Here is a 20,718-nt window from a genome sequence, read left to right as displayed (position 1 = left end):
GCCATGCGCCACCTGTTTGCCCTGCTGTTTTTTGCGGTCACCAGCCTGTCGGCACACGCTGCCGATGAGGCCACGGCGCTGTTCGCCGCCGGCTTCCCCGGTCTGGATGGCCAGCCGGTCGCGCTGGCATCGCTCAAGGGCAAGCCGGCCGTGGTCAACTTCTGGGCGCGCTGGTGCGGCCCCTGCCGCAGCGAGATTCCGCATCTGGCCGAACTCGCCAAGCAGCACAAGGCGGCGGGCTTGCAGGTGGTCGGTATCGGGGTCGAAGACCTCGGCGACAGCGCCCGCGACTTCGTCGCCGCCTACGAAATGGACTATCTCGTCGTGTTCGCCGGCGCCGGCAAGGGCGTCGAGCTCATGAAGGCGCTCGGCAACACCAAGGCCGGGCTGCCCTTCACCGTGGTCATCGACGCCGATGGCAAGATCACCACCCGCAAGCTCGGCGTGATGAGCGCCGAGGACATGCAGGCCGCCGTCGCGCCGCTGCTGTGAAACGCCGACAGGCCCTGCATGCGCTGGGCGGCCTGACCGCCGGCCTGGTGTTTGGTCGGGCGCGCAGCGCGCAGGCCCTGCTGCCGCCCGCCAAAAAAGGCCGTGTCGTGGTCGTTGGCGGGGGTTGGGGCGGGCTCTCCGCCGCCGCCCATCTGCGCCGCGCATTGCCGGCGTGGGACATCGTCCTCATCGAGCGTCAGGCGCAATTCTTCTCGCTCCCGTTGTCCAACGCCTGGCTGATCGACCGGGTGCCCGACGCCACGCTCGAGCACGACTACCGCCAGGCGGCCGCGCGTCATGGCTACACCTTTGTGCAGGCCGAAGTGCGCGGCATTGATCGGCAAACCCGCCAGATTGAAACCGCCGGTGGCCGCCTGAGCTACGACTGGCTTCTGCTCTCGCCCGGCATCGCCGAAAATCTCGCGCCGTGGGTCGGTGGCGACAGCGACGCACTCACGGCGATTCGCCAGCAGTTCGATGGCGGCTTCGTTGGCGCGGCCGGCGTCCGGCAGCTCAAGCAGCGGCTGCATGCCTTCAAAGGCGGCGATCTGCTCATGACCATCCCGCCCGCGCCCTACCGTTGCCCGCCCACGCCCTATGAGCGGGCCATCGCCATTGCCACCTGGTTTCAACAAAAACAGATCAAGGGTCGGCTCATCGTGCTCGACCCCGGCGCCGGCATGGCCGGCTTCCGCGACAGCTTCGACCGCCAGCTCTCCGACTATGTCGACTTCAAGCCTTTCCAGCGTATCGAGCGTGTCGACCCGTTCAAGAAAGTGGTGGTCACCGATTTCGATGAATTCCCCTTCTCCGACGCCATCCTCGCCGGTCCGCAACACGCCGGCGCGCTGATCCGCCTCGCCGGCCTCGACCGACGCAACGACCACGGCGAGCCCACCGGCTGGGCCGACGTCGACGCCCGCACGCTGCAATCCGTCGCCGACGAGCACGTCTTCGTCATCGGCGACGCCGTCGGCCTTGTCTCCCCGCTCTTCGGCCACTACCCCAAAACCGGCCACATGGCCGTCCACCACGGCCGCATCGCCGCTGCCACCATCGCCGCCCGAATCCACGGCAAGCCCTTCGACCCCCCGTTTCCCGACAGCACCTGCTGGGTCTACGACAGCTTCACCCCCCCGGAAATGGTCCGCATCGACGCCAGCTACCGCATCCGCGGCGACGGCGCGCTGGAGCAACGTATCGACCAGTCGCGCGAGAACCAGCCGCGTGGCGAGGAAATGACGTGGGCGGCGGGAATGTTTGGGGAGATGTTCGGCGGCTAAGCTTGCCGCCGAACAAGCAGGATCAGTTAGAAACGGCCGAGCAGAAGTGTTGTTTCAGCGAGAAGACGGCTCTCTTCGTTGGGGCTCTTCGCTTTGTAGACAGCTTTGACGACGGCTTCATAGGCATGGCCTCGGCCGCCGGAGCATGGCGCCAGATAACCGGGGGATCGGTAGGCGCCTTGGCCGTACGACCGGGCTTCGATAAACGCGCCAGCCGGCATCTCGGCGCTGAAGCCTTTGACGCTCGGCAGGGTTGCGCTGCCGCCACCGCTCACCCAGTACCCAATCGTGCCGTGCCCGCCGTTGTTCGATAGCGGCCCGTAGTCGCGATCATTGAACTGGATGATGATCGCGTTTGCCCCCGTCGGGATATTGCTGACTTTCAATGCCGGACTGACGTCTTTGCCGCCGAAGTTGGAGCACACGCTGTCCGGCGGGATCGTCTTGCCGTCCCAGGCCGAATCGCGAATGCGACCTCCAGTGTGGGCAGTTTGTCGGCGACAGGACGATAGCCGCCCGATGAGACGCAGCCGGTGAGACCGATGAGTGCAGCGACGTAGATCGATGTGTAGCGCATGATGTCCTCCCGTGGTTATGCATCGACCATCTTAAATGGATGTTGGTGTGGGTGGTGGGGTTCGGCGGGCTGATCAATGGCTGCCTGGATGTCGCGTCGTAGGGTGGGTGGCTTGCCACCCACCATCGTGCTTTATGAAAAACGTTGCTTGGTGGGCAGCGGAGCTGACCACCCTACTACTCCGCGGTGGTCAAGCTGGGCACGATCGATCCGCCCTCTGTCGCGCCAACCGGAGGGGGTGGCGGGCGGAAAAAGGGGCTTCGCTTGTTTGAGCCCGCAGGGCGAGTTCGCGAAGCACCCCGCCCGACATCGCCGCAGGGCGGGAACCCCGAAGGGGCGCGAAAGCGGGCTGTGCTTCTTTGCTTAGCTTTCTTGCACAAGCAAGAAAGTAAGTCGCCCGCCGGGGCGAGACCCGGCCAATTCAAGTGATTCGAAGCCGCGGTATTTGACGGCGGGCGATGCGTGAATGGAGTTCATTTAGGCTGAGATGCCGCATGTTGGGCTTCGCTGCGCTCAACCCAACCTACACCCCTCGCCGCCTGTGCGGCGCACGGCCCACCCTCAGTGCCGCCACCACACCTTGCTGTCCCCGTCCTTGAGGATCAAAAAGGTATTGAAGGGCTCGCGCCGGGGGCGTTCGGTGCCCTGGGTCTTGTCCAGGGTGGTGCAGCCGGTTTCGCAGGTGGGGCTGGAGTATTCGCGGCCTGGGGCGCCGAGCGGCAGGCCGGGCACGGCGAGGCCGCGGGCGTCGGGCTTTTTCTTGAGCAGCAGCTGGATGTCTTCGGCGGGCACGTGGCCTTCAATGAAGTAGCCGGCGACCGTGGCGGAGGGGATGGCTTCGTAGCCGCGCGGGACCTTGAGGCGTTCTTTGGTGGCCTTGAGGTCGTCCATGGGCAGGCGATTGACGGTGACCTTGAAGCCGTGCTGGCGCAGGTGCTCGGCGTAATCGATGCAGGCCAGGCAGACGGTCGGGGCGTACATCTCGATCTCGGCGGCGGGGGTGTCGGCGTTTGCGGCGGTGCTCAGCGTGAGCGCGGTGAGGGCGGTAAGGAGCAGGGTTTTCATGGCGTCTCCTTCAGCACGGCTTGCCGGCCTGGCAGCCTTTGAGAATCCACAATGAGATGACGCCGACGGTTTCGTCGGCCTTGACCTTGCGGCCCATCGCGGCGGGGTCGCGGCCGTGGATGTTCTTGGCCACCGGGTCGGCGCCGGCTTCGAGCAACAGCTGGGCGTTGTCGGTTCGGGTGGCGTAGGCGGCCATGTGCAGCGGGGTGGAGCCGTCCTGGTCGCGGGCGTTGGGGTCGGCGCCGGCGGCGATCAGGGCGCGCATGGCGCTGAGGTCGGAATTCATGGCGGCCAAGTGCAACGGCGTGGAGCCGCGGGCGGTGCGCGCGTCGCGGGCCTTGGGGTCGGCCTTGAGCGCGGCAGTCACCTCGTCGCCGGTGCCGGTGCGGGCGATCTGGTGAATGGGTTGTTCGCCGGGGTTGGCGTCGGCGATGGCCAGCGTCGGCAGGCCGAGGGCCGCCGTGATGGCCAGCAGGCGGCTCAGGCCGCGCAGTCGGGTCAGCATCGACATCGGTCAGTTCTCCTGTGAGTTTGGGGCGCGCCCACGAGGCGCACACCTTGCCGTGGACGCACCCCGCCTGCCTTGCGCGGACGCAAATGCAGGGCGATTGGTCGCCATCGGATGGTCGCGCCATGATGCCACCGGGGCGGTTTTGCGTGGTGTGCTTCAGCGTTTGCTGATTTGGACCCGGATTGCGCTGAAGCGTTGCAGTGCTATAGCTCAAGTATGCCCACACGTGGCGCCGGCTGATGTGGGTGGCGGTGCGGCGCCTTGTTGCTCATGAGACCGTCGGACGTCTGGCGCTATGTCGTGTTGTGCTGCCTGCCCGCGACGGCCTGGGCGGCGTCGGCGAGTGCGGACTGGCTGGCGCAGATCGCGATGGGGCTGGGCGAGGGCTTGCGTCGTGTGGGCCTCGCGGTGGTGCACGGGGTGCTGCATCCGGGGGTGAGTGCCGACGGCATCGCTTTGGCCTTGTCGGATCGGCGACAGGGCCTGGAGGCATGGCAGGCGGCGGTGACGCATGGGTGGGCGGGTCTGGCGGTGGACCCGGCGGGCAGCGCCGGCGTAATCGTGATGTGGATGGTGTGTGCGGCCGGCAGTGTGGCCGTCGCGGCGGGTCTGAGTGCTGGCGGTGCGCGGCTGTGGCGCCTGGCAACGCGGTGGCGATCGGCGCCTCGACGATCGGGCCGCGTTGGCCGCTTGCGCCGGGCGTGGGCGATGCGGGTGGAGCGTCGGCGCGGCGAGCTCAGCGCGCGATGGGGGTGGTGGCAAGATGCGGGGCATGGCGTTGCGGACCTGCTGGCGACGCCGCGCTTGCTGCGCCGGCATGGGTTGGCCGGGGTGCGCTTCCTGGGGTGGCGGCTGCGGCGCGGGCTGGGGCGGCTCGTGGCGGTGCTTCTGCGCCAGCTCGGCCAGCAGTTCGCTTATCTGGCCTTGCCGCTGGTGTTGCTCGCCGGACCGTGGATTGATCTGGGCTTGCAGCGCGAGGCCACTGCGCGCCACGCGGCGCGGACGCTGGTGCCGGCGACGCGAGATTTTCTCGCCGATGCGCCGGGGGCGAGCGCGCCCTCGCTTATGGCGCAGGCGATGGCGCTACGGCAGCGCTATGCGGCGCACCGGCAGGCGTTGTTGGCACCGATTGTGCGATTGGATCGGCGCCTCGATGCCGATCTCAACGCGCTTGATGCGCTGGTCGGCGCAGGGCCTGTTGACAGCGGGATGCTCGATCATCGTTTGGATGGCGCGCTCGATCGGTTTGTGTCGGACCGTCTGCGTTGGGTGGGGCAACTGGTCTGGCCTCTGCCCGACAGGGCGCCCGATCCGCTCGCCGTGCCCCACACCTGGTTTGAGAGCCGGGCGACCGAGCACCGCCTCTTTGCCCAGGCGCGCGAACAGGCGGCCGACCCCGCCGCGCGCGCCGCGCTCGATACGCTCTTGACCACGCTGGATGCGGAGTGGGACTACGACATCTGCCTGCGCGCCTGGGATCCGAACCTGTTGCTGGATCGGCCCTGGTCAGCGGAGGAGGCCGCGGAAGCGGCGCGAGAATGCGGGAGGCGGCCATGAGCGTGCTGGTGCGCTACTGCAACCTGCTGGCGGCGTGGGTGGTGTTGCTGCATCTGCTCAGTCGCGGCAGTGTGACCGGCGATGGGTTGTCGGCGTCGATGGCGGCCATGGGCAGCGCCGCCTTCTTTTTGAGCGGTCGTGTGCTGGCGGCAGTCGAGCGGTGGTGGACACAGCGCAGACGGGACCGTCGCGCCGAGGCGGTGCTGCTGCAGCTGCTCAGCGGGGTGGATGATGTGGCGCCGCAGTTTGCGGTCTACCTGCGCCCGTTCTCGGTGACCGGTCGCCTGACGGTGACCAATCGCCGCTGGCGTGGCCTGCCCCTCATGCCGGCGTATTTCGCTCATGAGGCAGAGATGGAGTTCGAACGGGTGCTCGCCGCCGCGCTGTCGCCCGATCTGCCCCTGATTGCCCTGGGGCGGCCGGGCGAGGCGATTGGTGCGGGCCGGATCGCGGTGACGGACGCGGCGTGGAAGACCATGTTTCAGCAGCTCATCAAGCACGCCCGCTGGATCGTGATGATCCCGAGCGATCAGGGCGAAACCCGCTGGGAGGTGCAGCAGCTGGTCGCCCAGCAGCGCTTGGGCAAGACCGTGTTCGTCATGCCGCCGGCGCTCAAGCGCGGCCGCATCGACGTGCCCGACTATTGGCGGCAAGTGCGCGCCGGCCTCGCGCCGGATGGCGTGTGCTTGCCGGCCTATACGCCGGCCGGCCAGGCGTTCCGGCTCGGCCCGGGCGGGCGCTTTTATCGCAGCCGCTACTTGCATCGCTTGGGGGTGGCGGCCTTGCGCCGTACGCTGGCGGGCCTGACCGCGGAGCGGCCACGCTAGCACCAAAGCAATAGGTTTTCCGTCGGCTCGCCTAAAGTCTGGCGATGCTCCGCCGTAGTCTGCTTTGTACGTCACGGTGACCGCTCGCGCGTAGCGGTCCCGGGGACTCGATCAGGCAGAGGAGATTTTGATGGCGTCGACAGTTTTGGTGGTGGACGATTCGGCAATGGCGCGCAAGATGCTCATCCGCTCCTTGCCCGCGGCGTGGGATGTCGAAGTCCGTCAGGCCACAAACGGGCTTGAAGCGCTGGCCGCCTATCGGCAGGGCGACGTAGACGTGATGTTTCTGGATCTGACCATGCCTGAAATGGACGGCTTTCAGGTGCTCGAAGCCCTGAAAGCCGAGGGACTCAATTGTCTGGTGGTGGTGGTGTCGGCCGATATCCAGCCGGAGGCGCAGGAGCGCGTCAAACGGTTGGGGGCCATCGCCTTCGTCAAAAAACCGGTGGATGCCGAGAAGTTGGGCGTCGTGTTACGTGAATACGGAGTCGCCCTATGAGCACCGCCTTGTTTTCCGAAGACCAGCGCGATGCGCTGCAGGAGCTGACCAATATCGGCATGGGGCAGGCGGGCGCGTCTGTGGCGGCCGTGTTGGGTGAATTCGTGATGCTCTCGGTCCCGCGCATCCTGGTGCTCAAGCCGAATCTGATTCCCCCTGCGCTTGCGCGCATTGTCGGGTCTGAAAAGGTGACAGCAGTGCGTCAGGGCTTTCATGGCGATCTTCGGGGCGAGGCCGTGGTGGTGTATGGCGTCTCGCACTGCCGCGAGCTGGCCGATCTGATGGGCTATGACGACGTTATTGACGAGGCCACTGAGCAAGAATTGCTGCTCGATGTGAGCAACGTGCTGGTCGGCGCCTGCCTGGGCGGCCTGGCCGAGCAACTCAATGCCGAGATGGGTTTTTCCGCGCCCTCGTTGATGGCCACCGAAGCCGAGGTGAGCAGCCTGCTCGACGTGGAACGGATGGACTCGCCATGTGCCCTGTTTGTCGAGGTGAATTTCAGCCTCGAAAAACGTTCCTTCTCCTGCCATCTGGTCATGCTGTTGCCGGAGGACCAGATTCTGGTGCTGCGCGACGCGATCGACCGTTTCCTGGCGAGCTTGTGACATGACCGAGCTGACCCACAGCGAACTGAGCGGATTCATCGCCGACCGGGTCGAGATCGGTGTGTTTGCCCTGGACGCCGACTTCAAGCTCACGTTGTGGAATCGCTTCATGGCCACGCATAGCCGGCGTTCGGCCGCGGATGTGCTGGGGCGCAACCTCTTCGAGGTGTTCCCTGAGCTGCCCCGATCCTGGCTTGAACGCAAGGTGCGCCATGTGCAGGCGCTGCGCAATTACGCCTTCACCTCGTGGACACAGCGACCCTATCTGTTTCGCTTCGACCACAACCGGCCGATCACTGGCGGCGTCGACGCCATGCGTCAGAACTGCACGTTTTTGCCGGTCAAGAACGAAGCCGGTGAGGTGGTGCAGGTGTGCGTGACCGTGCAGGACGTGACCGACAACGCCATCGCTCACGAAGAGCTGGCGGCCAGCATGGCCGAGATCGAGCGCGAAAAGGCCGAGCAGCGAAAGCTGATCGGCGAATTGGCGCAGGCGCAGAACCAGCTGCTGCAGTCCGAAAAACTTGCCTCGATCGGCCAGCTGGCGGCCGGCGTGGCCCATGAAATCAACAACCCGATCGGCTTCGTCAATTCCAATCTCGGGACGCTGGCCAGCTATGTGGATGAGTTGATGGTGGTGCTTGACGCTTATACCGGCGCCCACGAACAGATGCCCGAGGGGCTGCGAAGTGCGATCGACGCGCAGATCAAGGGCGTCGATCTCGACTACCTGCGCGAGGACCTGGTCAATCTCGTTACCGAGAGCCGCGACGGGCTCGACCGGGTGAAGAAGATCGTGCAGGACCTGAAGGACTTCTCGCGCATGGGCGAGAGCGAAGCCGCCTGGGCCGATCTGCATCATTGCCTGGACACCACGCTCAACGTGGTCGCCAACGAGATCAAATACAAGGCCGAGGTGGTCAAGCAATACGGTGAGCTGCCCGAGATTGAATGCGTCGCCTCGCAGCTCAATCAGGTGTTCATGAACCTCGTCGTCAATGCTGCGCAGGCCATCGCCGAGCAGGGCACGATCACGGTGAGCACCGGCACCGAGGGCGAGCAGGTGTTTGTGGCGGTGCGCGATACCGGCGCCGGCATTCCGCCCGAGGTGCTCAAGCGCATCTTCGACCCCTTCTACACCACCAAGCCGGTGGGCACCGGCACGGGGCTGGGGCTATCGGTGTCCTACAGCATCATCGAGCGCCACGGCGGGCGCATCGTGGTCGACAGCAAGGTCGGCGAAGGCACCGAGTTCAAGATCTGGTTGCCGCTGCGCTACCCGGCGGCCAAGGCGGTCGCCAGCTGATGGACGCTCTGGCAGGCTACTTCAGGCTGCCCGACAAAAACTGACGCAGGCGTTCGCTGCGCGGGTTATCGAAGACATCCGCCGGGGCGCCGACCTCCTCGGCCAGGCCCTGGTGCAGAAACATCACCTGGCTGGACACCTCGCGGGCAAAGCCCATTTCGTGTGTCACCACCACCATGGTGCGGCCTTCCTCGGCCAGCGCGCGCATCACCTTGAGTACTTCGCCGACCAGCTCCGGGTCCAGCGCCGAGGTCGGCTCGTCGAACAGCAGCACCGCCGGCTCCATGGCCAGCGCGCGGGCAATCGCCACGCGTTGCTGCTGACCGCCCGACATATGTGCCGGGTAGGCGTCGCGGAAGCGGGCGATGCCGACCTTGTCGAGATAGGCCTCGGCACGCTCGCGGGCCTCAGCCTTGCGCAGGCCGAGCACATGCACCGGCGCTTCCATGACGTTCTCGATCACCGTCATGTGCGCCCACAGATTGAAGTGCTGGAAGACCATCGCCAGGCGGGTGCGCAGGCGCTGGAGTTGCTTGGCGTCGGCCACTTTCAGATGGCCATCGCCACCGCGCACCAGACGGATTTCTTCGCCCGCCACATGAATGCGGCCGGCGTCGGGCTGCTCAAGGAAGTTGATGCAGCGCAGGAAGGTGCTCTTGCCCGAGCCGGAGGAGCCGATGATGCTGATCACGTCGCCGGCCTCGGCCGACAGCGAGACGCCCTTGAGCACCTCGTGGTCGCCGTAACTTTTGTGCAGGTCTTCGACGGTCAGCTGGGTCATGCGGTGTGTCCTTTGATCGCCTTGCGCGGCTGCAGATGCGCCAGATAGCGCCGCTCGGCGAGGCGGAACAGGCCGACCAGCGCGAAGGTCAGCGTCAGGTAGAGCAGGCCGGCAAAGATGAAGGCTTCGAATGGGGCAAAGTGTTGCGAGTAGGCGTTGCGTGCCGCGCCGGTCAGGTCCATCAACGTGACGGTCGAGGCGATCGCCGTGCCGTGCAGCATGAAGATCGCCTCGTTGCTATACGCCGGCAGCGCCCGGCGCAGGGCGCCCGGAATCAGGATGCGCCGCAGCATCGTGAAGCGACTCATGCCACAGGCCTGGGCGGCTTCGATTTCGCCGTGCGGCGTGGTGCGCAGCGCGCCAGCCAGAATCTCGGTGGTGTAGGCGCAGGTGTTAAGGGTAAAAGTGACCAAGGCGCAGCCATAGGGCTCGCGGAAGATCAGCCAGAAGGTGTTACCGGCCTGCCATTGCGCCTGAACCCACTCAAACTGGCCGAGGCCGTAGTAGATCAGCAGCAACTGCACCAGCATGGGCGTGCCGCGGAAGAAATAGGTGAAGACCCACACCGGGCCGGCGACCAGCCGCTTGCGCGAGATCCGCATCACCGACAGCGGAATCGCGATCATCAGCCCGGCGGCCAGCGACAGCACGGTGAGTTGCGCGGTGAGCCACAGGCCGCTGGCGTATTGCGGCAGGCTGTCGGTGATGACGCTCCACTCGATCATGCCGCGCTCCGGCGCACGCCGACCGAGTAGCGGCGTTCGAGGTGATTGAAGACCACCGACGAGAGCGCGGTCATGGCCAGATAGAAGGCACAGACCACGGCGTAGAACAGGAAGGGCTGGTGGGTGCTGCGCCCGGCCTGGTCGGCCAGCCAGGTGATGTCCGACAGACCGATGATGGACACCAGCGCGGTGCTCTTCTGCATGACTTGCCAGTTGTTGCCCAGGCCCGGCAGCGCGTGGCGCAGCATTTGCGGAAACAGGATGTGGCTGAAGATCTGCCAGCGGCTCATGCCATAGGCGGCGCCGGCTTCGAGCTGACCGGCCGGCACGGCCAGAAAGGCGCCACGGAAAGTTTCGGTGAAGTAGGCGCCAAAGATGAAGCCCAGCGTGGCCACGCCGGCGACGAAGGGATTGACGTCGACGTAGTCCCATTCGAGCGCGTCGGTCGCCATGTTGATGAGCATCTGCCCGCCGTAGAACACCAGCAGCATCATCACCAGATCGGGGATGCCGCGCACGATGGTGGTGTAGGCCACCGCCGGTGCGCGCACCAGGCGCAGCTTGGAGAGCTTGGCCGAGGCCCCGGCCAAGCCGAGCACCAGCGCCAGCACGAGCGAAAACACCGCGACCTGGAAGGTCAGCCAGGCGCCGTCGAGCAGCGAAGGAGCGTAGCCGTGAAGCATGGCGTTAACGAGCACGCCCCGCGGGCGCGGGGCGATCGGTCAGCCGAGCGGCGGACAGCGTGCAGCTCATTCGCCGTAGATGTCCTGGGCGAAGTACTTTTTGCGGATGCTGTCGTAGGTGCCGTTGGCGCGGATCTCGGCCAGGGCCTGGTTGATCTTGGCTTTCAGATCGGTGTCCTTCTTGCGCACGGCCACGCCCACGCCTTCGCCGATGACGGCCTTCTCGTCGGCGTTGCGACCGAAAATGGTCGGGCCAGCGAAGGCGTGCCCTTCACCGGCGGGCTTGTTCAGGAAACCGCCCTCGGCTTCAAGCGCATCCACCCAGGTGGCGTCCAAGCGGCCAGCGGCCAGATCGAGATAGACCTCTTCCTGTTTGCCGTAGCGAACCACCTCAACGCCCTCGCTGGCCCAGAAGCGGCTGGCGAAGTTGTCGGCCACTGTGCCGCGCTGCACGCCGATGCGCTTGCCTTTGAGCAGCGCCAGATCGGGGCGCAGCGCGCTGCCTTTGGCGGCCACCAGACCCAGCGGCGTGGCGTAGTACTTGTCGGAAAAATCGACTTTTTTCTTGCGGTCTTCGGTGATCGACATCGACGCGGCGATGGCGTCGAACTTGCGGCCCATCAACGCAGGGATCATGCCGTCCCACTCTTGCTTGACCCAGGTGCACTCGGCTTGCATCTGCTTGCACAGCGCGTTAGCGATGTCCACATCAAAGCCCTGCACCGTGCCGTCGGGCGCGGTCATGTTGAACGGGGGGTAGGCGCCTTCGGTGGCGAAGCGGATCTTGGTCCAGTCTTTGGCTAGGGCGTTCTGGCTGAGGATGGCGAGGGCGGCCATCAGGCAAATGCGTCGGATCATGGGTGTCTCCTCCCGTCTTGTTCGATTCTGCCGTTCCTGCCTTGTGTGCGGCGGCGCGTGGGCCGCATGATCGCAGGATCGCACACTTGGTTCAATGTGCGGCTGACCGAAAGGGAAAAACGCGCGGAGATGGCCGGCTTCCCGGAAAAAGCCGCCGGAATTCGGCGTTTTGGCAAAAATTGATTCTTGCCCTCAGGCCTCGCTTGCGTCGGCCAGGCGTTTGATGATGGCCTCGGCGAGGGCGTCGGCCGCTGGCGGGTGGAAGCGGAAGAACAGTTCGGGCTCGACCAACTCGAGTTCCATGAGGCGAAAATCGTTCGGCCCGCGGCGCACGAAATCGACCCGCGCATACAGTGGCAGCGTGGCGCAGGCGCGTACGGCGGCTTCGGCAAAAGCGCGTTCGTCGTCGGCCGGTGCGTGCGCGTGCACGGTGCCGCCGTGGTCGTCCTGCACGCGGAAGTCGCCGACCTTGGCGGTTTTGCGAATGGCGTGGGTGGTGAGGCCATCGATGACGATCAGCGATAGTTCGCCGTCGCTGACGATGGCCGGCTCGAAGGCTTGCACCATCATCGCTTCGGCGGCAACGCAGTCGGCAAAGAGCGCTTCATGGGCGGCGGCGTTGTCGGTGTTGATGCGGTAGGTGAGCCGCGCGGCGCCGGACACCACGGGCTTGAACACCGCCTCGGGCCAGCCTTGTGCGGCCAGAATGTTGGCCAGCCTCGTCGCCTCGCCGCGATCGACATACACCGTCGGCACGATGGCCACGCCCGCCGCGCGCAGCTCGGCCAGATAGCGCTTGTCCATGTTCCAGCGCAGGGTGGCCGCATCATTGAAAAAGCGGGTCTGTGCGGCGGCCCGGTCGAACCATCGGCTGAAGGCGTCAAAGCGGTCGAAATAATCCCAGGTGCTGCGGAACAGGGCGCAGCGGGTGTCGCGCCAGTGCATGTCGGGGTCGGCCCAGGAGCGACGTTCGACACGCTGGCCACGGGCGCGCAGCGCGTCAGCCACCAGGCCGTCCTCGGTGGCAATCTGCTGCTGGTACCAGTCGCGGGGGTCGGGCGTGGTGTAGCGATCTTCGGTGAGGATGATGACGTCGGTGGAGGCGGACATGGTCGGGCGGGGTGGTAGCGCAAAGGCGGCATTCTATCCGCTTGCCCGGGCGCTTGCCGCGTTGAGGCTGGCGCGCTGGGCCGCCAGGCCGCATCATGTCGAAAGACTATTTGAACGCACAAAGGTGGCGTTGCCGTGAGCCTGGAAGCCCTGATGCTGGTGATTGCCGGCGCGATGTTGCATGCCGTGTGGAACCTGTCGGCCAAGCGGGCGGCGGGCGGGGTGGTGTTTGTCTGGGCCTTCAACATGGTTAGCGTGCTGGTCACGGCGCCGATCGCCGCCTGGCTGTGGCTGGACTTGCCGCAGGCGCTCAGCGCGCACGCCTGGCTGGCGATTTCGGCCAGCGCGGTGGTGCATATCGTCTACAACCTGGTGTTGCTGCGCGGCTATCGGGTCGGTGAGTTCTCGGTGGTGTACCCGGTCGCGCGCGGTAGCGGGCCGATGTTTGCGGTGCTCGGCGCCTTGCTGTGGTTTGGCGAAAACCCGTCGCTTATTGGCTGGCTGGGCATTGGCGCGGTGCTGGCCGGTTTGTTTTTGATCGGCGGCGTGGTGCGCACGGTGGTGGCCTCGCCGGGCTTGTTGACCGGCATTCACTGGGGGCTGATGACCGGCGTGTGCATCGCGGGCTACACCCTGATCGACGCCTGGGCGGTCAAGGCGATTGGCGTGCCGGTGATCTTGTATTACAGCCTCGGCCTGATGGTGCGCACGGTGTTCCTGGCGCCGCAGATGCTGGCCCGGCGCGCGGTCTTTCGTGCGGAGGTTCGGCGGAACCTGCGCCATATCGTGATGATCGGCGTGCTCTCGCCCGCTGCCTATCTGCTGGTGTTGCAGGCGATGACGATGGCGCCCTTGAGCTATGTGGCGCCGGTGCGCGAGGTGTCGATGCTGATTGGCGTGCTGATCGGGGCGCGGGTTTTGCGCGAGGCGGTGAGTGCGTCGCGGCTGGCCGGCGCCGGCCTGATGGTGGCCGGCGTGGTCTTGCTCGGCCTGGCTTAGCCTGCGACCGGCTGGTGTCGCGCGCGGCGGACGGCGATCACCGCAAAGGCGGTGATGTTCATCAAAAAGGCGTAGATCACCGCCGGCACGGCCAGCGCGGGGGCGGCCAGCAGGCTGACGGCGAGGGTGATGCCGAGCGCGCTGTTCTGCATGCCGCACTCCATGGTCAGTGCGACGCGGCCGGCGCTGTCGAGCCGCACCAGCGCGCCCAAGGCAGCGCCCGTGGCCATGGTGATCAGGTTGAGCAGCAAGGCGGCCGGCCCGACGCTCGGGAAGTGCTTGGCCATCGCCGGCCACTGGCTGGCGAAGGTGAACAGCACGATCAGCAGAAACAGCCCGGTGGCGACGCGGTGAATCACGACGGCGTGACGTACGCCGATGCGTTCGGTTTCGTTCAGCCACAGACCGAGGGTGACCGGCAGCAGCGTGATCAGAAACAGGCCGCCGACGGTCTGACCGAGGGGCAGTTGCACGGTCGCCGATTCGCCCATGAAGTGGGTCAGGCTGGCACCGACGATCAGCGGCACGGTGAGGAAGGCGGCGATGCTGGTGAGCGCGGTGAGGCTGATCGACAAGGCGGTTTCGCCGCGCGCCAGGTGCGTCACCATGCCGGCCGTGACGCCGCCGGGGCAGGCAGCGAGAATCATCAGCCCGACGGCGGCTTCCGGCGCCAGATTCAGGCCGGTGGCGATCAGCCAGGCGGTCAGCGGCAGCAGCAGGATCTGCGCCAGCAGGCCGAGGGCGATCGCGTCGGGGCGGGTCATCACCCGGCGGAAATCGGCCAGTTTCAGGCCCAGCCCGAGGCTGAACATGATGAAGGCGAGGCCCAGGGGCAGCAGGATCTTGATCATGGTCAGTGGGGCCGGTTTACCACAGCAGCGCGATACTCAGCAGCGCGCCGAGCAGCAGTTGGGCCTGGGCGGTGCGTGCCAGGTGGTGGTTCATTTGCGCGCCCGGTGGCTGGTGGCGGAAACGCAGCGCCAGCCACAGGCATACCGGCAGGGCCAGCCAGGCGGCGCCGACGCCGATCATGCCGAGCTGCTGGGCGAGCAGCGGAAACGGCGCCAGCATGAGGATGGCGTAGAGGCTGCGGGCGGGGCCGGTGCCGAGCACCGAGGCCAGGGTACGGCGGCCGGCGCGGCGGTCGGCTTCGAGGTCGCGCACATTGTTGACCAGCAGCACCGCCGCGGCATGGCAACCCAGCGCCAGGCCAAGCCACAGTGCCGAGGCGGTGAAGCCGCCGCTTTGCAGATAGTGGCTGCCGGCCACGGCGACCAGCCCGAAAAACAGCATCACGAAGACTTCGCCCCAGGCGGTGTAGGACAGCGGCCGTGGCCCGCCGGAGTAGGCCCAGCCGGCGGCCAGCGAGGCCAGCCCGATGGCGAGGATCGGCCAGCCGCCAACCACCACCAGATAGATGCCACCGAGCAGCGCGGCCAGAAACGTGGCCAGCGCGGCGCGCCGCACCTGACCGGGGGTGGCCAGGCCGGAGGCGGTGACGCGGGCGGGGCCGAGTCGGGTCGGGCCGTCGTTGCCACGCAGGGCGTCGCCGACGTCGTTGAACAGGTTGGTGCCGGCCTGGATGAGCAGGGCGCAGAGCAGGGCGACGATCAGTGGCAGCCAGGCGATGCCGGCGCCCTCATGCCAGGCCAGCGCGCTGCCGGCGACCACCGGGATGGCGGACAGCGACAAGGTGCGCGGGCGGATTGCCATCCACCACAGACCGAACTTGAGGCCGCGTCGACCGGTGTCGGCCATGCCGGTGCCGGAGCGCAGGTTCATGCGGCGCCCTCCGGCATGAGCTTGCGACCGGTGTGGATGCAGGCGATGCCGAAAGACACATTGCGCCAGCGCACCTCGTCAAAACCGGCCTCGCCGACCATCTGCGCAAAGCTGCGCTGGTCGGGAAAGCGGCGGATGGATTCGACCAGATATTGATAGGCTTCCGGCGCCTTGGCCACCCAGGCGCCGAGGCGCGGGATGACGAGAAAGGAGTAGGCGTCGTAGAAGGGCTTGAGCCACCACTGCGGACGCGAGAATTCGAGGCAGGCGAACTGCCCGCCGGGCGCGAGCACGCGGTGGATCTCGGCCAGCGCGGCGGCCAGGTGGGTGGTGTTGCGCAGGCCGAAGGCCACGGTCAGCGCCTGCACGCTGCCGTCGGCAAAGGGCAGGCGTTCGGCCTCGCCGCCCAGCCAGCGCAGGCTCGGGGCGTCGCCCCGGTTGCGGCCGGCTTGCATCATGGCCAGGCTGGGGTCGCACACCACCAGCGTGCGGCCGGGCGCGTCGGTCATCAGGCGGGCGACATCGCCGGTGCCGCCGGCCAGATCGACGATGAGTCCGTCGCGCGGCAGATCGCGCACGAAGCGGCGCTTCCACAGGCGGTGGATGCCGAAGCTCATCATGTCGTTCATCAGGTCGTAGCGGCCGGCCACGGCGTTGAAGACGTGGCGGATGCGTCGCTGCCGCTCGGCAGGGGCGACGTTCTGATAGCCGAAGGTGTCGTCCAGGGGTGCAGTCATGGGCGCGGGCGTGTTTCGGGTCGGTGGCCGGGCACGGCCATCTGGCCGCGCGTTCGGGCCGATTGTAACGCGCGCCGGCTCATGGGCGCGGTGCGGGGGCCTGTTCGATGAGCTGGCGCAGGTCGTCGACGATCTGGCTGACCGGGGCGCCATAGGCGAATTTCTTGACGAAGCTGCCGCCCGGCGCGAGGACGTACAGCCCGGCGGAGTGGTCGACCGTGTAGGCGTCGGGCGCCGCGTTGGGCTCGCGCACGATCTCGTAGCGCACCTTGTAGTTCTGCGCCACCTTGGCGACCAGCGCCGGCGAGCCGGAGAGGCCGATGATGCGCGGATCAAAGAAGTCGGCGTACTGCTGCAGGTTGACCGGGGTGTCGCGCGCCGGGTCGACGGTGATGAACACCGGCTGCACCCGCTCGGCGAGCGGCCCGAGCTGCTTCATGACGTCGGCGACTTCGGCCAGCGTGGTGGGGCACACATCGGGGCAGAAGGTGTAGCCGAAGCTGATGAGCTGAAATTGCTCGGGAAAGGTTTCGTTGGTGACCGGGCGGCCCTTGGCGTCCATCAGCGCGTAACGCGGGCGCAGGGGGCGGTCGTCGTCGGCCGGGGCGTCAGCGGCGATGCTGCCGACGCTGGCGAGCGCGAGCAGCGCCGCCAGGGCGGCGAGTCGGAGTGGCTGAAGCATCAGCCCTGCGACTTGAAGTGGGCCTTGAGGCGGGTGTCGATGCCATGCACGCGCTGCGACAGCTCGGTCTCTGAGGGGCAGGGCTCGCCGCTCTGGCCGAGGAAGGCCTCATTGGTAGCGGCCTCGAACACTTCGCCGTTGGCGCGGGTTTTGGGGACGGTGTGAATCATGACGACCTTGATGGCGGACATGTTGGTGGTGTGCTTGCAGGCCAGGGCCACGCCATTGGCTGCGCCCAGCTCGGTGATCAAGTCAGCGCCGACATCGGCAGCACGTGCCGGAGTGATGGCAAACAGGGCCGACAGCGCGAGCAGGATGGCGACGTGCAGAGTGGTTTTCATTGCTTGTCCTCGATGTTCTGGAGGGTGGTGAAATAGGCCAGCATGTTTTGCAGCTCGGCTTCCTTGAGGCCCTTGAGCACGCCCTCGCCGGGGGTTTCTTCGTCGTGCGGGCGTTCGCCCGCCTGGAAGCTCTGCATCTGGCGCATGAGGTAGTTGCTGTACTGGCCGGCGAGCATCGGCACGATCCGTTTGCCGCGGGCGTCGTCGCCATGACAGGTGGTGCAGCGTGCTTCGTAAAGCGTCTTGCCGGCGGCAATGTCGCCCTCGACGCGCGGGATGAGCATCACCTTTTGCATGGCGGTGAGGCGGGTCAGCGCGTCGTCGGTGTCCTTGAACTTCGGCGGCCGGGTCGGCAGCTCGATGGCGGCCAGGTAGGCGGCGATGTCGCGGATGTCTTCGTCGGGCAGTTCGCGCTCTTGCGTGTAGGGGAACATTGGCAGGTTGATGCGCTCGCGGGCGCGAAAGCTCTTGAGTGTGAACTCGATGAACTTGGCGCTCTGGCCGGCAATGCGCGGGTATTCGCCCTGTTTGCCGCCCTGGCCGTTTTCGCCATGGCAAGCCGCACAGGTGCCGTTGATTTCACGACCGTTGTCGAGATTGGGCTCGTCCGCGAACGCGAGCGCAGGCAGGCAGAGGGCGAGCAGGGCAGAGCGAAAGAGACGAGTGACCATGGCAGACCGACAAATCAGGGATGGCTGAAGTATCGCCGCCCGCGCTGCGCGACGGTTTGACGCAGCGCAAGTGAGGCTGAGGTTGGCGGCCGACACAGCGCTCACGGGCGTAATATCTGGCGGCGCCCGGGGGGCGCGCGTGACGCTTTTTCTGAAATGAAACGAGGGGTTTTCATGTCTGCGGATTTTTTTGATCAGGTCGCACCCATCCGTCTGCGCGACCCGCTGGCCGCCTTGCTCGGGGCGTTTGATGACGGCGTGTACGACATTGGCTATCGCGAGGTGGTCAAGCTGGCCGGGCATTCCTGCCCCACCGTGGCCGGCGCCTACCTGATGGCGCGCACGGGCTTGCAGGCGCTTTACGGCGATGCGCTGCCGGTGCGTGGCGATGTGCGGGTGGATTTGCCCGCGTCGGTGGATGAGGGCGTGACCGGGGTGATCGCGAATGTGCTCTCCTTCATTACCGGCGCCACCGAGCGCAGTGGATTTCATGGGCTGGCGGGCCAGTTCGACCGGCGCAATCTGCTGCATTTTTCGCAACCGGTGGCGCACGCGCTGGCGCTGACCCGGTGCGATACCGGCGAGAAAGTGTCGGTGCGCTACGACGCCAGCAGCGTGCCGGCCGACCCGGCGATGCGGCCGCTGATGTCGCGGGTGCTGTCGGGTCAGGCCTCGCCGCAAGAGGCGGCGGCTTTCGGTGCCCTGTGGCAGGCCCGGGTGCGCGCGATCCTCGTCGATCATGGCGATGATCCGGCGGTGGTGTCGGTCGCGGCCTGAGCGCGTCGGTGCGCGCAGTTCAAGCGGGTATGAGAGGATGTCGCCCCGCAGGGGGCGGCAAGCGGCAAGGACCATGACCGAGCATTTCACCGACGATCCGAACATCGACAAAAAAGACGCGGCGCTGGCGGCACAGCGTTTTCGCATGCTTGAAGACATTGCCCGCGAGCTGTCGGCCAAGGATGTCTCCTTTCCGACCTGTTTCGATGCCGCCCTGAAAATTCGCAATGCCCTGCGCGACCCCGATGTGCAGGTACGCAAGGTCGCTCAGATGATCGGCATGGAGCCGCTGGTGGTGGTCAAACTGCTGCGAATGGCCAATTCGGTGGCCTACAATCCGGGCGGCCGCACCGTGACCGATGTAGACGCCGCCGTCATGCGGATTGGTCTGGAGGCGACGCGCACGCTGGCGATCTCGATCGCCATGGACCAACTGCTGCGCTCCAAGGACCTGGTCTGTTTCGGTGAGTTGCCCAAGGCCTTGTGGATGCACACCTTGCGCACGGCCGCCGCCGCGCGCGTGGTGGCCGCCCGGCTCACGCGGGTGAATCGTGAAGAGGCGATGATGGCCGGGTTGGTGCACGACCTGGGCGCGTTCTACATGCTCTACCGCGCGGCGCAATATGAAGAGATGCGCATCCGGCCGGACTCGGTCAGACACCTTATCGCCCAGTGGCACGAGAGCATCGGGGAGTCCTTGATGGGCGCGCTCGGTCTGCCCGAGCACATCATCCAGGCCACGCGTGAGCACGACCAGCCGCACGCGCTTGACTACGGCGTGCGTACGCTTGAAGAGGTCGTTTACGTCGCCAATCAGTTGGCGGGGGGGATGGCCGGCTGGTTGTTCGGCGGCAATTCGCCCGCCGAGGGCTATCCGGCGCTGGATGATCCCGAGCTGATCGCGCTGGCCGACGAGATCTAGGCTGAATACCAGGCCTTGATGACCGGGTTGTCCTGAGCTTTGTTTTTCGTGCGGTCGTCCTGACCGCGCGCAGTATCTGACAACGCGCTGGTCCGACGCTTATCGGGTGAACACGCCGATGTGCGGCCCGATCAGCAGGTCGGTCACCGTCTGGGGCAGGTTGCGGGCACCGGTAAAATCGCCTTGCGTGATGGTGGCGTGCGAGAAGTCGGCGTCGGTGAGATCAGCCTGACGGAAGATGGCGGCGCGCAGTGAGGCGCCGCCCAGGCGCGTGCCGCGCAGGATGGCGGACGAAAAATCGGCCGACTCGCCGTCGGCACCGGTGAAGTTGCTGCCGGACAGGTCCGCGCCGACCAGAATGGAGTCGGTGAGCACGGCGCGCAGCGCATTGCAGTCACGCAGGATCGCGCCGCTCAGATCGGCCTCGGGCATCAGCAGGTCCTTGAGGAAGGCGCCGCTGAAGTCGGCCTGGGGGGCTTGGGTGGCGATCAGGTTGGCGCCGAACAGGTTGGCGCGCTGAAGCTTGGCGCCGGACAGGTCGGCCTTGTCGAAAATGGCATGAAACAGATCGGCGTCAGCCAGCTGCGCGCCCTTGAGCTGGGCGCCGCGAAAGTTGGCCCATTTGGCGGTGATCTTGTTGAGCCGGGTGCCGTTGAGGCGGGCATCGGTGAAGCGCACGTTGTCGAGGTGGGCGCCACTCAGATCCAGCCCCGACAGATCACGCCCGGTGAAATCGCAGGCGGTCAGATCGTGCCCGGCGGCCGGTGCGAGGCAGTCGCCCTTGGGCAGTTCGGCCGCCATTGCCACGCTGGTAAGCAAGGCGGGCAGGACGGCGCAAAAAGCAGATCGCATGGCAGGCTCCGGCAAGGCACCCGACCGTCACCGGACGGCAGGCGTGTTGGCTCACCGAGTATAGGCGGCTGCG

Annotated in this window: 25 protein-coding genes; 10 read left to right on the top strand and 15 right to left on the bottom strand. The window is 66.5% G+C overall.

The window, feature by feature from the left end; genetic code table 11:
* The first annotated feature begins 3 nt into the window (after nt 1-3).
* A complete protein-coding gene (locus FHP89_RS03450; RefSeq protein ID WP_144176343.1) occupies nt 4-492 on the top strand; it encodes a TlpA family protein disulfide reductase in 489 nt (162 codons plus the stop codon).
* A complete protein-coding gene (locus FHP89_RS03445; protein WP_144176342.1) occupies nt 489-1,775 on the top strand; it encodes an FAD-dependent oxidoreductase in 1,287 nt (428 codons plus the stop codon). Before FHP89_RS03450 ends, FHP89_RS03445 begins: the two co-directional genes overlap by 4 nt.
* A 26-nt stretch (nt 1,776-1,801) precedes the next feature.
* On the opposite strand, the gene FHP89_RS03440 is transcribed toward FHP89_RS03445, so the two are convergent.
* The 3 genes from FHP89_RS03440 to FHP89_RS03430 all read right to left on the bottom strand — a co-directional run bounded on the left by FHP89_RS03440 (nt 1,802) and on the right by FHP89_RS03430 (nt 3,928).
* Nucleotides 1,802-2,200 (bottom strand): hypothetical protein, encoded by a 399-nt coding sequence (locus FHP89_RS03440; protein ID WP_186300262.1) that lies wholly within the window; start codon nt 2,198-2,200, stop codon nt 1,802-1,804.
* Nucleotides 2,201-2,913: 713 nt separating this feature from the next.
* Nucleotides 2,914-3,417, bottom strand: a complete 504-nt coding sequence (locus FHP89_RS03435) for a DUF411 domain-containing protein (RefSeq protein ID WP_144176340.1) — start codon at nt 3,415-3,417, stop codon at nt 2,914-2,916.
* A gap of 10 nt (nt 3,418-3,427) precedes the next feature.
* The gene (locus FHP89_RS03430) at nt 3,428-3,928 is read right to left on the bottom strand and encodes an ankyrin repeat domain-containing protein (RefSeq protein ID WP_260851465.1); all 501 of its coding nucleotides are present in this window, start codon (nt 3,926-3,928) and stop codon (nt 3,428-3,430) included.
* A 264-nt stretch (nt 3,929-4,192) separates the two neighbouring features.
* Between FHP89_RS03430 and FHP89_RS03425 the strand changes: the two genes are divergently transcribed.
* From FHP89_RS03425 to FHP89_RS03405, 5 genes are all read left to right on the top strand, one after another.
* Nucleotides 4,193-5,485, top strand: a complete 1,293-nt coding sequence (locus tag FHP89_RS03425; protein WP_144224961.1) for a hypothetical protein — start codon at nt 4,193-4,195, stop codon at nt 5,483-5,485.
* Complete coding sequence (locus tag FHP89_RS03420) at nt 5,482-6,312, top strand: hypothetical protein (RefSeq protein ID WP_144176338.1); 831 nt, start codon at nt 5,482-5,484, stop codon at nt 6,310-6,312. The genes FHP89_RS03425 and FHP89_RS03420 overlap by 4 nt, the downstream gene beginning before the upstream one ends.
* Nucleotides 6,313-6,442: 130 nt before the next feature.
* Nucleotides 6,443-6,811, top strand: coding sequence for a response regulator (locus tag FHP89_RS03415; RefSeq protein WP_144176337.1), 369 nt, complete (start codon nt 6,443-6,445; stop codon nt 6,809-6,811).
* A complete protein-coding gene (locus tag FHP89_RS03410) occupies nt 6,808-7,419 on the top strand; it encodes a hypothetical protein (RefSeq protein ID WP_144176336.1) in 612 nt (203 codons plus the stop codon). The genes FHP89_RS03415 and FHP89_RS03410 overlap by 4 nt, the downstream gene beginning before the upstream one ends.
* Before the next feature lies 1 nt (nt 7,420).
* Entirely contained in the window at nt 7,421-8,725 is a 1,305-nt protein-coding gene (locus tag FHP89_RS03405) for an ATP-binding protein (RefSeq protein ID WP_144176335.1), read from the top strand.
* Nucleotides 8,726-8,741: 16 nt separating this feature from the next.
* Here FHP89_RS03405 and FHP89_RS03400 read toward each other — a convergent pair whose 3' ends face one another.
* The 5 genes from FHP89_RS03400 to FHP89_RS03380 form a co-directional block, all read right to left on the bottom strand.
* Nucleotides 8,742-9,506 carry an ABC transporter ATP-binding protein gene (locus tag FHP89_RS03400; protein WP_144176334.1) on the bottom strand — a complete coding sequence of 255 codons (765 nt, stop codon included), beginning with the start codon at nt 9,504-9,506 and terminating at the stop codon, nt 8,742-8,744.
* Nucleotides 9,503-10,231, bottom strand: a complete 729-nt coding sequence (locus FHP89_RS03395; RefSeq protein WP_144176333.1) for an ABC transporter permease — start codon at nt 10,229-10,231, stop codon at nt 9,503-9,505. Before FHP89_RS03395 ends, FHP89_RS03400 begins: the two co-directional genes overlap by 4 nt.
* Nucleotides 10,228-10,914, bottom strand: coding sequence for an ABC transporter permease (locus FHP89_RS03390; protein ID WP_144176332.1), 687 nt, complete (start codon nt 10,912-10,914; stop codon nt 10,228-10,230). The genes FHP89_RS03395 and FHP89_RS03390 overlap by 4 nt, the downstream gene beginning before the upstream one ends.
* 66 nt (nt 10,915-10,980) lie before the next feature.
* Nucleotides 10,981-11,772 (bottom strand): ABC transporter substrate-binding protein, encoded by a 792-nt coding sequence (locus FHP89_RS03385; RefSeq protein ID WP_144176331.1) that lies wholly within the window; start codon nt 11,770-11,772, stop codon nt 10,981-10,983.
* Between the two features lie 192 nt (nt 11,773-11,964).
* Nucleotides 11,965-12,882: an ATP-grasp domain-containing protein gene (locus tag FHP89_RS03380; RefSeq protein ID WP_144176330.1), complete on the bottom strand. Its 918-nt coding sequence runs from the start codon at nt 12,880-12,882 to the stop codon at nt 11,965-11,967.
* Nucleotides 12,883-13,017: 135 nt separating this feature from the next.
* Here FHP89_RS03380 and FHP89_RS03375 point away from each other — a divergent pair, with 135 nt between their 5' ends.
* On the top strand, nt 13,018-13,881 hold the full coding sequence (locus FHP89_RS03375; RefSeq protein WP_144176329.1) for a DMT family transporter: 864 nt from the start codon (nt 13,018-13,020) through the stop codon (nt 13,879-13,881).
* On the opposite strand, the gene FHP89_RS03370 is transcribed toward FHP89_RS03375, so the two are convergent.
* The 6 genes from FHP89_RS03370 to FHP89_RS03345 all read right to left on the bottom strand — a co-directional run bounded on the left by FHP89_RS03370 (nt 13,878) and on the right by FHP89_RS03345 (nt 18,094).
* Complete coding sequence (locus FHP89_RS03370) at nt 13,878-14,732, bottom strand: bile acid:sodium symporter family protein (RefSeq protein WP_144176328.1); 855 nt, start codon at nt 14,730-14,732, stop codon at nt 13,878-13,880. The genes FHP89_RS03375 and FHP89_RS03370 overlap by 4 nt on opposite strands.
* A gap of 16 nt (nt 14,733-14,748) precedes the next feature.
* Nucleotides 14,749-15,663 carry a 1,4-dihydroxy-2-naphthoate polyprenyltransferase gene (locus FHP89_RS03365; RefSeq protein ID WP_260851464.1) on the bottom strand — a complete coding sequence of 305 codons (915 nt, stop codon included), beginning with the start codon at nt 15,661-15,663 and terminating at the stop codon, nt 14,749-14,751.
* Nucleotides 15,660-16,400, bottom strand: a complete 741-nt coding sequence (locus FHP89_RS03360; RefSeq protein WP_144176327.1) for a class I SAM-dependent methyltransferase — start codon at nt 16,398-16,400, stop codon at nt 15,660-15,662. The genes FHP89_RS03365 and FHP89_RS03360 overlap by 4 nt, the downstream gene beginning before the upstream one ends.
* Nucleotides 16,401-16,479: 79 nt before the next feature.
* Nucleotides 16,480-17,082 (bottom strand): SCO family protein, encoded by a 603-nt coding sequence (locus FHP89_RS03355; RefSeq protein WP_144176326.1) that lies wholly within the window; start codon nt 17,080-17,082, stop codon nt 16,480-16,482.
* Nucleotides 17,082-17,423 (bottom strand): hypothetical protein, encoded by a 342-nt coding sequence (locus FHP89_RS03350; RefSeq protein WP_144176325.1) that lies wholly within the window; start codon nt 17,421-17,423, stop codon nt 17,082-17,084. Before FHP89_RS03350 ends, FHP89_RS03355 begins: the two co-directional genes overlap by 1 nt.
* The gene (locus FHP89_RS03345; protein ID WP_144176324.1) at nt 17,420-18,094 is read right to left on the bottom strand and encodes a c-type cytochrome; all 675 of its coding nucleotides are present in this window, start codon (nt 18,092-18,094) and stop codon (nt 17,420-17,422) included. Before FHP89_RS03345 ends, FHP89_RS03350 begins: the two co-directional genes overlap by 4 nt.
* Nucleotides 18,095-18,268: 174 nt before the next feature.
* Between FHP89_RS03345 and FHP89_RS03340 the strand changes: the two genes are divergently transcribed.
* Both FHP89_RS03340 and FHP89_RS03335 read left to right on the top strand, forming a co-directional pair.
* Nucleotides 18,269-18,871 (top strand): FmdE family protein, encoded by a 603-nt coding sequence (locus tag FHP89_RS03340; protein WP_144176323.1) that lies wholly within the window; start codon nt 18,269-18,271, stop codon nt 18,869-18,871.
* Between the two features lie 73 nt (nt 18,872-18,944).
* Complete coding sequence (locus FHP89_RS03335) at nt 18,945-19,793, top strand: HDOD domain-containing protein (RefSeq protein WP_186300260.1); 849 nt, start codon at nt 18,945-18,947, stop codon at nt 19,791-19,793.
* A gap of 99 nt (nt 19,794-19,892) precedes the next feature.
* Here FHP89_RS03335 and FHP89_RS03330 read toward each other — a convergent pair whose 3' ends face one another.
* Complete coding sequence (locus FHP89_RS03330; protein ID WP_144176321.1) at nt 19,893-20,645, bottom strand: pentapeptide repeat-containing protein; 753 nt, start codon at nt 20,643-20,645, stop codon at nt 19,893-19,895.
* Between the last annotated feature and the right edge of the window lie 73 nt (nt 20,646-20,718).

It is taken from the genome of Denitromonas ohlonensis (assembly GCF_007625205.1).
GTDB lineage: Bacteria > Pseudomonadota > Gammaproteobacteria > Burkholderiales > Rhodocyclaceae > Nitrogeniibacter > Nitrogeniibacter ohlonensis.
This window is presented reverse-complemented; position numbering and strand designations above follow the sequence as displayed.

Bases quoted from the DNA above. Each gene is read 5' to 3' on its own strand.
- FHP89_RS03380 (WP_144176330.1), bottom strand. From the start codon at position 12,882: ATGTCCGCCTCCACCGACGTCATCATCCTCACCGAAGATCGCTACACC.
- FHP89_RS03450 (WP_144176343.1), top strand. From the start codon at position 4: ATGCGCCACCTGTTTGCCCTGCTGTTTTTTGCGGTCACCAGCCTGTCG.
- FHP89_RS03385 (WP_144176331.1), bottom strand. From the start codon at position 11,772: ATGATCCGACGCATTTGCCTGATGGCCGCCCTCGCCATCCTCAGCCAG.
- FHP89_RS03335 (WP_186300260.1), top strand. From the start codon at position 18,945: ATGACCGAGCATTTCACCGACGATCCGAACATCGACAAAAAAGACGCG.
- FHP89_RS03360 (WP_144176327.1), bottom strand. From the start codon at position 16,400: ATGACTGCACCCCTGGACGACACCTTCGGCTATCAGAACGTCGCCCCT.
- FHP89_RS03405 (WP_144176335.1), top strand. From the start codon at position 7,421: ATGACCGAGCTGACCCACAGCGAACTGAGCGGATTCATCGCCGACCGG.
- FHP89_RS03415 (WP_144176337.1), top strand. From the start codon at position 6,443: ATGGCGTCGACAGTTTTGGTGGTGGACGATTCGGCAATGGCGCGCAAG.
- FHP89_RS03420 (WP_144176338.1), top strand. From the start codon at position 5,482: ATGAGCGTGCTGGTGCGCTACTGCAACCTGCTGGCGGCGTGGGTGGTG.
- FHP89_RS03340 (WP_144176323.1), top strand. From the start codon at position 18,269: ATGTCTGCGGATTTTTTTGATCAGGTCGCACCCATCCGTCTGCGCGAC.
- FHP89_RS03330 (WP_144176321.1), bottom strand. From the start codon at position 20,645: ATGCGATCTGCTTTTTGCGCCGTCCTGCCCGCCTTGCTTACCAGCGTG.
- FHP89_RS03365 (WP_260851464.1), bottom strand. From the start codon at position 15,663: ATGAACCTGCGCTCCGGCACCGGCATGGCCGACACCGGTCGACGCGGC.
- FHP89_RS03400 (WP_144176334.1), bottom strand. From the start codon at position 9,506: ATGACCCAGCTGACCGTCGAAGACCTGCACAAAAGTTACGGCGACCAC.
- FHP89_RS03370 (WP_144176328.1), bottom strand. From the start codon at position 14,732: ATGATCAAGATCCTGCTGCCCCTGGGCCTCGCCTTCATCATGTTCAGC.
- FHP89_RS03390 (WP_144176332.1), bottom strand. From the start codon at position 10,914: ATGCTTCACGGCTACGCTCCTTCGCTGCTCGACGGCGCCTGGCTGACC.
- FHP89_RS03435 (WP_144176340.1), bottom strand. From the start codon at position 3,417: ATGAAAACCCTGCTCCTTACCGCCCTCACCGCGCTCACGCTGAGCACC.
- FHP89_RS03430 (WP_260851465.1), bottom strand. From the start codon at position 3,928: ATGTCGATGCTGACCCGACTGCGCGGCCTGAGCCGCCTGCTGGCCATC.
- FHP89_RS03395 (WP_144176333.1), bottom strand. From the start codon at position 10,231: ATGATCGAGTGGAGCGTCATCACCGACAGCCTGCCGCAATACGCCAGC.
- FHP89_RS03350 (WP_144176325.1), bottom strand. From the start codon at position 17,423: ATGAAAACCACTCTGCACGTCGCCATCCTGCTCGCGCTGTCGGCCCTG.
- FHP89_RS03410 (WP_144176336.1), top strand. From the start codon at position 6,808: ATGAGCACCGCCTTGTTTTCCGAAGACCAGCGCGATGCGCTGCAGGAG.
- FHP89_RS03355 (WP_144176326.1), bottom strand. From the start codon at position 17,082: ATGCTTCAGCCACTCCGACTCGCCGCCCTGGCGGCGCTGCTCGCGCTC.
- FHP89_RS03345 (WP_144176324.1), bottom strand. From the start codon at position 18,094: ATGGTCACTCGTCTCTTTCGCTCTGCCCTGCTCGCCCTCTGCCTGCCT.